The sequence below is a fragment of the Mesorhizobium sp. M7A.F.Ca.ET.027.03.2.1 genome, from assembly GCF_003999175.1.
Classification (GTDB): domain Bacteria; phylum Pseudomonadota; class Alphaproteobacteria; order Rhizobiales; family Rhizobiaceae; genus Mesorhizobium.
Map to the genome: position 1 here is coordinate 1 of NZ_RZOM01000099.1, position 9,647 is coordinate 9,647.

Consider the following 9,647-nt stretch of genomic DNA (forward strand, 5'->3'; position numbering starts at 1 on the left):
CGCCACCACCGAGGCCAGTCCGCTTTCCAGAAAATAGACGGCCTCGATCTTCTGCCCCGCGGTCTCCATCGGCGCGCGCAACTCCAGGAAAACGCTCGCCAGATGTGGCCTCAGCCGCGCGAAATCGTCCGCGCTCATGCGGCGAAGCAATTCGCTCTTGGCTTGCAGTATCTGGTAATCCACGAGACTCTTTTCCCTTGGGCAAGAGCACTGGAATCTCTTAGCCGGCCGCGCCCGTCGAACGAGCGGACGGTAACGAACCATAGACTTCGTCTCGCGCAGCACTAGACGAGCCGGCGTGTTGGTATGAAACCGACAGTTACTGCTGAAGACTCGAAGGCCTTGTTGGCTGACCATCTTTCGCCAGCAAACGAGCCTCCCGCAGGATAGAGGCGCGATCGAACCCGAGGAGCGATATGATATCATGTATCTGTTGTTCAGCGGCGCCTGTATCCCGCGCAAGCGCGGTTATCGCGACTACTGGCAGACCGGGGTGCTCGGGCTCCTTCGCCATGCAACGCCATGCCTCGTGATGGACAAGAGCGATGGTCACTCCCAAGCGTCAACGCCCAAACTGTGCTGCTGACGATTGCCCTTTGTACGCTTCCGTACAGAGCTTTGCGAGTCAATTCGGGCCGAGGCTGATTTGAGGGTTCTTGCGTCCTTGCGTCGTCCGTCCGTCGCCCCGAAATTCTTCGGAACGATTGCCCGGCTGAGATGTTCAAATATTCCACCCAACAGGAGTTCGAACGATGGATCACACCAACCACGTACGCCTCACAAGCACCGAACTGACGCCAGACATTCTCGAAGACGCCACCATTTACGACGCGGATGACAACAAGGTCGGCAGCGTTTCGCATGTCCACGGGTCTGGAGCCGCCAGTCAGGTCGTCATCGATGTCGGCGGCTTTCTCGGCATAGGTGCCAAGCCGGTGGCCGTTCCCGCGAGCCAATTGGAATTCATGCGCGATGAAGACGGCGACGTTCACGCGGTGACGAACTGGACCAAGGATCAGCTCAAGAACATGCCCGAGCATCACGATGCATGATTTTGAGGACTTCACCTTGAACGGGAGCGGCCGTTCGGCCGCTCTCTGAACGTCCTTGGGCGCGACAGGATTGACAGACGATGCGGCGCGAGACCGGAGCCTGCTTCTGCGGAGGAATCGCCGCAGCCATGGACGGAGAGCCTTTCTGGATATGCTACGATCACGACGACGATTGCCGCCGGGCCATCGGAAGTCCGATGACAATTTGGGTCGGTTACCGGCCAGAGCAATTTCAGCTTCTTAGAGGGGCACCGAAGGCCTTTTCCAAAACGCCAGGCGTCACCCGCACGTTCTGCCCGGACTGTGGAAGCTCGATAGGCTATAGCGACGAAGGTCTGCCGGACGAGTTCTACGTGGCGGTCGGTTTTCTTGACAAACCTGAAGGTTTTCGGCCGCAAGCCCATGCCTATTGGGATCTGAGGCTACCGTACATCGAGTTTGATGACAGCCTGCCACGCATCGACCGATATTCGAGGAAGCGCGACCCGAAGTTGGGCAACCCGCGCGACCGGTAGTCGCCGTGCAAGGCGCGAGGGCATCGGCGGAACCTGACGATCGCTAACGGGTTATTCGGGCAGACCCGTCGGGTGCCACCATGCCATCGACCGTGATCCGAAACGCACAATACGACCCCGCCACCAGGATCCTCTCGGTCTGGTTTGTTCCGAGCGGCAATGCCGCTTTCACCAAAGCTTCCTCAAAAGGCCGCTTCTTCAATGAATTCATCCGAGATCGCCATCGGTACCGCCGCGTGGCGTGACAAGTTCGGACATGAGCAGACGATGCACGGAACCTGACCCGCACCGTCTCGTTGACGTCTCGTCGAAGCAAACCAGGCAATGACAATTCATCTGGATATGCTCGGGACCGGCAAAGATCGATCGGAACAGCCTACAAAGGAGTTCAAGAGCCATGACGGCCAAGAAGCAGAAGACCGAAAGCAAGGACAAGAAGGCGCTGCGCTTGGCAGAGACCACCGACGTCTCACCCAAGCAGGCCAAGGAGCTTATGCAAAAGCATGGCAAGGACAGCCCCAAGGTCGAAAAAGAAGCCAGAAACTTCAAGGCGGAAGGATAGGATCCGCATTGAGGCCCGGCTTGCATGACCCATGCAGGGGATCGGCCGCCAGGCAATTCGGGATTAAGGGGGTTCGCCGGCCTTTTCGGCCGCGAGCGCAAAGGGGAAGTGCAGCACCAGGTTGCGGTTCTCGTCAAAAATCTCGAAGGCCAATCCGGTACGCAGCGGCTTGCCATGCAGCAGCTCTTCGGCGAGGATTTCCTTCGCCGACGCCATCGCGTTTTCCTCGGCGCTCGCGAGATCAGAAAATTCCTGGCCCTCGGGATCCTCCTGCAAGCTTCCGCTCTCATCTCGAAGGTCGAAAAAGTACCTGGACATGCCGACTGAACTCCTCATTGCGATGATAGAATCGGAAGCGCCAGCCTCAGATTTCAGTGCCTGATGTACCTGGATTGTCGAAGAGCACAGCCAGGCCATGCTCGATGGCGCAGGCCGCAATCAGATCATCGAAGGCCTCTCCCGAAAGCGGGCAACTTGGCATCACCTCCCGAATTGCGGTTCCGGCCTTGGCGGTAGAGATCACATCGTGGCGTTTCTTGCGTGTCTCGACATATTGCTGGACCAGGATTTTCAGGCGCCTCACCGCAACATCGTCCGTAAACATGGATTCCTCAGCCAATGCCTGAAGTATGGCTGTCGGCGTGATCATCGTGCCGACGGTCTCGGGGTTAGCCGAGATTGCTCGCACAATATTTCCATGGGCAGTTGGTTCCCCCGACCGCTTGCTTGGTAATTTTCGAACAGGGAATGCCCTTGCCCGCGCTTTTGCCGAGCCGAAGCCGAGTTTCCGATGCCAATGGCGAGCCTTCAGGCTTGCATCACCTTGCGGCTGTGACGTGCAACGACACTTTCCTCATTGGTCGCAATCACGCGCACCTCCACCTTGCTCTCGGGACGACTGATGATTTCGGCGTGGATGTCGTTGGCGCGTTCTTCAAGCACCACGCCAAGCCAGGTCAATTTTTCGCATATGGCCTTGCGGATGGACGCGGACCGTTCGCCGATGCCGGCGGTGAACACGAGGCATTCAAGACCACCCATCGTGTTTGCAAGCGCTGCTGCTTCCTTCGCCGCGCGGAAGGCAAAAAGCGCCATCGCCTCTTGGGCGCGAGGATCGTTGCTCGCTTCCAGCGTCCTCATGTCGCCCGAAATACCGGATACGCCGAGCAGTCCCGACTTCTCGTAGAGCATCGTCTGCAGCTCCTCAGCCGCGATGCCTCTTTCCAGCAGGAAGTACAACAGCACGCCGGGATCGATGGCGCCGCACCGCGTGCCCATGACGAGGCCATCCAGGGCCGAAAACCCCATCGTCGTATCGATGCTCTTGCCCTGCTGCAAAGCACAAAGGCTGGCACCATTGCCGAGATGGGCGACGATGGTGCGTTTCGCCGCAAGAGTTGGCGATATCCCGCTGAGCCGCCCGGCGATGTATTCATAGGAGAGACCGTGAAACCCGTAGCGGCGCAAGCCTTGCCCTTCATATTGGCGCGGAAGGGCGAAGCGCCGCACCAGCGGATCGATCGTCTGGTGGAAAGCGGTGTCGAAACATCCGACCTGTGGCAGGTCCGGTTGCAAGGCGGCTATTGCACGGACCGGCGCAAGACTGCGAGGCTGATGCAGCGGAACGAGCGGCGTCAACCTGTCGATGGCGTCGATGATGTCCGGGGTCAGACGGACAGGTTCGATGAATTCGCTTCCGCCATGCACGATGCGATGGCCGGCGCAGAGCAGGTTCCTTTCGCCGATTTCGCCCTGCACCCAATTCAGCATCTCGCCTATGGCTGCGTCACGCGGCCTGTCGGTGGCGAGCTGCCGATCGCACTGCACCGTTCCGTCGGCCGCTTTTGCGCGGAGGGTGGGGATGTCACCCAGGTCCAACGTGCCGCGCGAAACGAGCTGCAGAGCCTGCGACGAGACAAGATCGTAAAGCGCGAACTTGATGCTGGACGAACCGGCATTCAATGCCAGGATCGATTGGCGCATCATTGGCGCGCCTTTGCCGCGCCTTTGTCGGGCCAGCTCCATTTCTGGATTTCGGGCATATCCTCGCCGCGCTCGCGGACATAAGCCCTGTGCTTCACCAACCGGCCGTGGAGTTCGCCGGCAAGCTCTTCGGCCCTTTCGGCCAGTCCCGGCACGCGTTCGATGGCGGCAAGCGCGAGGTGGTAGCGATCGAGTTCGTTGAGCACCACCATGTCGAACGGCGTCGTCGTGGTGCCCTCCTCTCGGAAGCCATGCACATGCATGTTGTCATGGTTGGCGCGACGGTAGGTCAGGCGATGAATGAGATAGGGATAGCCATGATAGGCAAAGATGACAGGCCGTGTCTTCGTGAACAACGTATCGAAGTCTCCATCGGCGAGCCCGTGCGGATGCTCCGTGTTCGACTGCAGCGTCATCAGGTCGACGACGTTGACGACGCGGATCTTCAGGTCGGGGACCGCAGAGTGCAGGATGTCGGTCGCGGCCAACGTTTCCAGGGTCGGCACGTCGCCGGCGCAGGCCATGACCACATCGGGCGCCTCGCCCTGAGCAACCGTACCGGCCCATTCCCAGATGCCCGCCCCCGCCTTGCAATGCGCTTCGGCTTCTTCAATGGACAGCCATTGCGGTGCCGGCTGCTTGCCGGCGGTAATGACATTGATGCGGTTATAGGTTCTCAGGCAATGATCGGTGATCCACAGCAGGGTGTTGGCATCCGGCGGAAAATAGAGCCTTACCGTATCGGCCTTCTTGTTGGCGACCAGATCGGCAAAGCCCGGATCCTGATGGCTGAAACCATTGTGATCCTGCCGCCAGACATGCGAGGTCAAAAGGTAATTGAGCGAGGCGATCGGCTTGCGCCAGGCAAGCTCGCCGGAGGTCTTCAGCCATTTGGCATGCTGGTTGACCATCGAATCGACAATGTGGATGAAGGCTTCATAGCAGGAGAACAGGCCGTGGCGGCCGGTGAGCAGGTAGCCTTCAAGCCAGCCCTGGCAGAGATGCTCGCTGAGCACCTCCATGACACGTCCGTCACGGGAAAGATGGACGTCGTAGGGTTCGATGCGCTGCATCCAGAGCCGATCGGTAACTTCGAACACCTTGTCGAGGCGGTTGGATGACGTCTCGTCCGGCCCCATCAGGCGAAAATTCCGCGCCTCGGCATTGAGGCGGAACACCTCGCGAAGATAGCTTCCGCAAATCCGCGTCGCTTCAGCGATGACGCCTCCCGGACGAGGCACTTCCAGCGCCAGGCTTTTCCAGTCGGGAAGCACAAGATCGCGCTTCAACAGTCCGCCATTCGCGTACGGGCTTGCGCCCATGCGCTTTGTCCCTGTTGGCGCAAGTGCCGCGAGCTCCGGCAACAGGTGCCCGCTTTCATCGAACAGCTCTCCCGGTTCGTAGCTTCGCATCCAGTTTTCGAGGATCTTGCGGTGGCCCTCATTTCCGCGTGCGTTCGACACCGGCACTTGATGCGAGCGCCAGAAACCCTCGACCTTCTCGCCATCGACCTCCCTGGGACCTGTCCATCCCTTGGGGCTGCGCAGCACGATCATCGGCCATTGCGGGCGTTGACCATCCCATCCCGGAGCCCGGGCCTGTTCCTGAATGGACCGGATGCGATCGAGCACCGTGTCGAGTGTCGCGGCCATCGACTGGTGCATGGCAAGCGGCTCGTGGCCTTCGACGAAGAACGGTTCGTAGCCATAGCCGGCGAAAAGATTTCGCAACTCCTGATCGTCCATGCGGCCGAGGATCGTTGGATTGGCGATCTTGTAGCCGTTGAGATGCAGGATCGGCAGGACGGCGCCGTCCGAGGCTGGGTTCAGGAACTTGTTGGAATGCCATGCCGCCGCGAGCGGACCGGTCTCGGCTTCACCGTCACCAACGACGCAGGCAACCACCAGATCCGGGTTGTCGAAGGCCGCACCAAAGGCGTGAACCAATGCATATCCCAATTCACCACCCTCATGGATGGAGCCTGGCGTCTCGGACGCGGCATGGCTTGGCACGCCGCCGGGGAAGGAAAACTGCCGGAACAGTTTCCTGAGGCCGTCTTCGCCCTGCCCGATATCGGGATAGATCTCGCTATAGGTGCCCTCGAGCCAGGTGTTGGCGACCATTGCGGGGCCGCCATGGCCCGGCCCGCAGATAAACAGAGCATCGAGGTCGCGTTCGCGTATGACGCGGTTCAGATGCACGTAGAGAAAGTTCAGCCCCGGCGTCGTGCCCCAATGGCCAAGCAGCCGCGGCTTGACGTGTTCGGCCTTCAACGGTTCGCGCAACAGCGGATTGTCGAGCAGATAGATCTGGCCGACCGAGATGTAATTCGCGGCGCGCCAGTAGCGGTCCATGAGGTCGATCCGTTCGTGGCCGATGGCCTGCGGCGTCGCGGCAGCCTTGTCGTTCATCGACATCTCCAGCTTCGGTTCGCTGGTGATAACTGGGGCATCTTTGCGCTTGAGCAACCCCCGACTGTCGCGTTCGGGTCGGCGTCACGACCCACGCGGCCGAGAGACCGGACGCCATCTCGGCCGGGTTTGCGGCCCTGTCCGCAAATAGGCGGGAACCTTGAAGTCCTCCGGCGGTTAGAAACTGGAATCGCGAAGGCCAGGCTCAAGGCAGGTACCGCGAAGGATAGCCTCGAAGCGTTGCACCAAAGGGAGCTAAAAGATGCTCGATCTTCCTCGTGCCCGTGATCGAATGGTCAATATCCATGTCGGCCGGCGTGGCATTCATGACCGTGAGATTCTGCAGGCAATGCGCGAAGTTCCGCGAGAGGCCTTCGTCGAACCCGGCTTCGAGGAATTTGCTTACGAAGACACGCCGCTGCCGATCGCCGATGGCCAGACCATATCGCAACCCTACATTGTCGCGTTCATGATCGAGATGGCGGATGTCAAACCGGGTGACCATGTGCTCGAAATCGGCACCGGCTCGGGATACGCGGCCGCGGTGATGAGCCGGATCGTCGAACAGGTCTACACGATAGAGCGTCATCCCGGTTTGGCCGAAGCCGCGAAGCGGCGGTTTGAAAAACTCGGCTACCAAAACATCGAGGTTCGGACAGGCGATGGCACCAAGGGCTGGCCGCAGGCGGCGCCGTTCGACGCCATCGTGGTGACAGCCAGTGGTCCCGGCGCACCGCTCGCCCTTCAGGAGCAACTCGATGTCGGCGGCAGGCTCGTCATTCCGGTCGGCGACGACCCGGATTTGCAACGTCTGCTCAAAGTCACCCGGACAGGCGCCGCAACCTATAGCGAGGAGGATTTCGGCGGCGTGCGCTTCGTCCCTCTGATCGGCGAGCAGGGTTGGTCGGAAAACGGCACGGCCACCGACGTTGGTCGTCCGCTTCGACATCCCCATCCGATCAGCCTGCCTGATATGATCGCGGCCGCGGCCGAACCCCTGCCCGATTTCGACGATCCAGCCTTCGGCGCATTGTTCGATCGGTTCGCCGACCGGCGCATTGTTCTGCTTGGCGAGGCAAGCCATGGCACGTCCGAATTCTACAGGGCGCGCGCGGCGATCACCCGCAGGCTCATCGAACGCCACGGCTTCACCATCGTCGCGGTCGAGGCAGACTGGCCCGACGCAGCGGCGATCGACCGCTATGTTCGCCATCGTCGGCCGCGAACCGGCACTGGCGCGCCATTCCAGCGATTTCCGACCTGGATGTGGCGCAACACCGATGTCGCGGCCTTCACCGACTGGATGCGCCGTCACAACGAGAAGCTAGAGCCTTCGGCGCAAGCAGGGTTCTACGGCCTCGACATCTACAATATGAGCGGTTCCATCGGCGCGGTCCTCGATTATCTCGACCGGGTCGATCCCCAGGCAGCCAAGATCGCGCGCGAACGCTATGGCTGCCTGACGCCCTGGCAACACGATCCGTCCACCTACGGCCGCGCGGTGCTCACCGCCGGTTATCAAAAATGCGAGAAAGCGGTGCTGGAACAATGCCGGGACTTGCTCGCCAAACAGCTCGAATATGCAAAAAGGGACGGCACCGACTTTCTCGACGCCAGTCAGAATGCCCGGCTGATCGCGTCCGCCGAACACTATTACCGGATCATGTACTATGGCGGCGCGGAGTCCTGGAACCTGCGCGACACGCACATGTTCGAAACGTTGGAACATTTGCTGCATGCCGGCGGCCCCAACGCCAAGGCCGTGGTGTGGGCGCACAATTCCCATATCGGCGATGCCCGCTTTACCGAGATGGGCGTCGTTAGGGACGAACTGAACATCGGCCAGCTCTGCCGGCAGCGTTTCGGGGATGAGGCAGCGCTGATCGGTATGGGCACGCATTCCGGCACTGTAGCGGCCGCCAGCGACTGGGACGGCAAAATGGAGATGAAGCAAATCCGCGCGTCGCACGCCGACAGCTACGAACGGCTTTGCCACGATTCCCTTGTGTCGCGGTTCCTGCTCGACCTCGGGCGCGACACAACGCTGCGTGAGCGGCTGCTGGAACGCAGGCTGGAGCGATTCATCGGGGTGATCTACCGGCCCGAAACCGAGCTGGGCAGCCACTATGCGGACGCTTCCCTGCCCCGGCAGTTCGACGCGTTCCTATGGTTCGACAAAACCGCGGCAGTGACGCCGCTTGGCCCGGAGCATGCAAGAACCGGCGTTCCCGACACCTACCCGTTCGGGCTTTAGCCGGCGCGCGGCGAACCAATGAAGAAGCTGAGGCGTGGAACCGGAACGAACTATCCGGTCTGCGATTTCAAACTGCAATCCCCGTCGAAGGAGTTTTCTCATGACCGGAACCAAACATCCGAAATGGAAGAAACCGAGCGATGCCGACTTGGCGAACAATCCTGGTATCGGGACTTCCAAGGGAACGATCAAGGAAGGCGAAGAGTTCGAGCTTGAGAACACGGTCGAAGGTGACGTCGAAAACGACACGACCGCCGCTGGCGGGATCGATCCAAGACAAAAAATGCGGACCAACAAATAGCTGCCCTGCGCGTCGCTGCGATCAACTGCGCCGGAAGGAGTGAACCATGCCACTTGCCCTTAGCAGTGCCGCCTTTGCCGAAGGCGGACAAATTCCCGAAAGATACACACGAGACGGCAAAAACGTATCGCCGCCGCTGAAATGGTCTGGAGTGCCAGACGAAGCAAAGAGCCTCGTTCTCGTCGTTCAGGATCCTGACGCGCCGAGCGGAACGTTTGGTCATTGGGCGGTGTTCAACATCTCCCCGGACACGAGGGAACTTCCCGAGGCCGAAAGCGGCAAGCCGGGTCCGGGCGCCCTCAGGCAAGCAACGAATGATTTTGGCAACGCCTATTACGACGGCCCTGAACCGCCGGTCGGACATGGCGTTCACCATTACCATTTCCGGCTGGCCGCGCTCGACACGCCGAGCCTTGCCATTCCAGCCAGCGTGGGCATCGAGCGCATCTGGCGGGAGGCGCAGAAACATTCGCTTGAGCAGGCTGAACTCATCGGAACCTACGAACGCAATTCGTAAGTTAATGACCAGGGGCGACCGAGGTGGCCTGCTGCACGGAACGGTTCTCCTC

General features: G+C 60.4%; 12 protein-coding genes and 1 pseudogene. 8 read left to right on the forward strand and 5 right to left on the reverse strand.

The annotated features are described in order from the left end of the window. Positions 1-183, reverse strand: a pseudogene (locus EN750_RS06925) (Crp/Fnr family transcriptional regulator); the annotation flags it as partial. A 241-nt stretch (positions 184-424) separates the two neighbouring features. Here EN750_RS06925 and EN750_RS39320 point away from each other — a divergent pair. From EN750_RS39320 to EN750_RS06950, 5 genes are all read left to right on the forward strand, one after another. Then, positions 425-586 carry a hypothetical protein gene (locus tag EN750_RS39320; protein WP_164873844.1) on the forward strand — a complete coding sequence of 54 codons (162 nt, stop codon included), beginning with the start codon at positions 425-427 and terminating at the stop codon, positions 584-586. A gap of 166 nt (positions 587-752) precedes the next feature. After that, positions 753-1,052, forward strand: coding sequence for a PRC-barrel domain-containing protein (locus tag EN750_RS06935; protein WP_127395993.1), 300 nt, complete (start codon positions 753-755; stop codon positions 1,050-1,052). A gap of 80 nt (positions 1,053-1,132) precedes the next feature. After that, on the forward strand, positions 1,133-1,567 hold the full coding sequence (locus EN750_RS06940) for a GFA family protein (RefSeq protein ID WP_127395994.1): 435 nt from the start codon (positions 1,133-1,135) through the stop codon (positions 1,565-1,567). An 80-nt stretch (positions 1,568-1,647) separates the two neighbouring features. Further along, positions 1,648-1,812, forward strand: a complete 165-nt coding sequence (locus EN750_RS06945; RefSeq protein ID WP_127395995.1) for a KTSC domain-containing protein — start codon at positions 1,648-1,650, stop codon at positions 1,810-1,812. A gap of 152 nt (positions 1,813-1,964) precedes the next feature. Continuing rightward, complete coding sequence (locus EN750_RS06950; RefSeq protein ID WP_081738679.1) at positions 1,965-2,129, forward strand: hypothetical protein; 165 nt, start codon at positions 1,965-1,967, stop codon at positions 2,127-2,129. Positions 2,130-2,192: 63 nt separating this feature from the next. On the opposite strand, the gene EN750_RS06955 is transcribed toward EN750_RS06950, so the two are convergent. The 4 genes from EN750_RS06955 to EN750_RS06970 all read right to left on the reverse strand — a co-directional run bounded on the left by EN750_RS06955 (position 2,193) and on the right by EN750_RS06970 (position 6,523). Beyond that, entirely contained in the window at positions 2,193-2,405 is a 213-nt protein-coding gene (locus EN750_RS06955; protein ID WP_164873843.1) for a hypothetical protein, read from the reverse strand. Between the two features lie 88 nt (positions 2,406-2,493). Next, positions 2,494-2,733 carry a hypothetical protein gene (locus tag EN750_RS06960; protein WP_127395997.1) on the reverse strand — a complete coding sequence of 80 codons (240 nt, stop codon included), beginning with the start codon at positions 2,731-2,733 and terminating at the stop codon, positions 2,494-2,496. Positions 2,734-2,936: 203 nt separating this feature from the next. Further along, a complete protein-coding gene (locus tag EN750_RS06965) occupies positions 2,937-4,115 on the reverse strand; it encodes an acetate/propionate family kinase (RefSeq protein ID WP_127395998.1) in 1,179 nt (392 codons plus the stop codon). After that, positions 4,112-6,523, reverse strand: coding sequence for a phosphoketolase family protein (locus EN750_RS06970; protein WP_127395999.1), 2,412 nt, complete (start codon positions 6,521-6,523; stop codon positions 4,112-4,114). The genes EN750_RS06965 and EN750_RS06970 overlap by 4 nt, the downstream gene beginning before the upstream one ends. A gap of 262 nt (positions 6,524-6,785) precedes the next feature. Between EN750_RS06970 and EN750_RS06975 the strand changes: the two genes are divergently transcribed. From EN750_RS06975 to EN750_RS06985, 3 genes are all read left to right on the forward strand, one after another. Then, on the forward strand, positions 6,786-8,777 hold the full coding sequence (locus EN750_RS06975; RefSeq protein WP_127396000.1) for a protein-L-isoaspartate(D-aspartate) O-methyltransferase: 1,992 nt from the start codon (positions 6,786-6,788) through the stop codon (positions 8,775-8,777). Positions 8,778-8,877: 100 nt separating this feature from the next. Continuing rightward, positions 8,878-9,078, forward strand: a complete 201-nt coding sequence (locus tag EN750_RS06980) for a hypothetical protein (RefSeq protein ID WP_127396001.1) — start codon at positions 8,878-8,880, stop codon at positions 9,076-9,078. 46 nt (positions 9,079-9,124) lie between these two features. Further along, a complete protein-coding gene (locus tag EN750_RS06985; protein WP_127268875.1) occupies positions 9,125-9,595 on the forward strand; it encodes a YbhB/YbcL family Raf kinase inhibitor-like protein in 471 nt (156 codons plus the stop codon). The last annotated feature ends 52 nt before the right edge of the window (positions 9,596-9,647 follow it).

Coding starts and splice junctions, on each gene's coding strand:
- EN750_RS39320 (WP_164873844.1), top strand. CDS start 425: ATGTATCTGTTGTTCAGCGGCGCCTGTATCCCGCGCAAGCGCGGTTAT.
- EN750_RS06935 (WP_127395993.1), top strand. CDS start 753: ATGGATCACACCAACCACGTACGCCTCACAAGCACCGAACTGACGCCA.
- EN750_RS06940 (WP_127395994.1), top strand. CDS start 1,133: ATGCGGCGCGAGACCGGAGCCTGCTTCTGCGGAGGAATCGCCGCAGCC.
- EN750_RS06945 (WP_127395995.1), top strand. CDS start 1,648: ATGCCATCGACCGTGATCCGAAACGCACAATACGACCCCGCCACCAGG.
- EN750_RS06950 (WP_081738679.1), top strand. CDS start 1,965: ATGACGGCCAAGAAGCAGAAGACCGAAAGCAAGGACAAGAAGGCGCTG.
- EN750_RS06960 (WP_127395997.1), bottom strand. CDS start 2,733: ATGTTTACGGACGATGTTGCGGTGAGGCGCCTGAAAATCCTGGTCCAG.
- EN750_RS06965 (WP_127395998.1), bottom strand. CDS start 4,115: ATGATGCGCCAATCGATCCTGGCATTGAATGCCGGTTCGTCCAGCATC.
- EN750_RS06970 (WP_127395999.1), bottom strand. CDS start 6,523: ATGAACGACAAGGCTGCCGCGACGCCGCAGGCCATCGGCCACGAACGG.
- EN750_RS06975 (WP_127396000.1), top strand. CDS start 6,786: ATGCTCGATCTTCCTCGTGCCCGTGATCGAATGGTCAATATCCATGTC.
- EN750_RS06980 (WP_127396001.1), top strand. CDS start 8,878: ATGACCGGAACCAAACATCCGAAATGGAAGAAACCGAGCGATGCCGAC.
- EN750_RS06985 (WP_127268875.1), top strand. CDS start 9,125: ATGCCACTTGCCCTTAGCAGTGCCGCCTTTGCCGAAGGCGGACAAATT.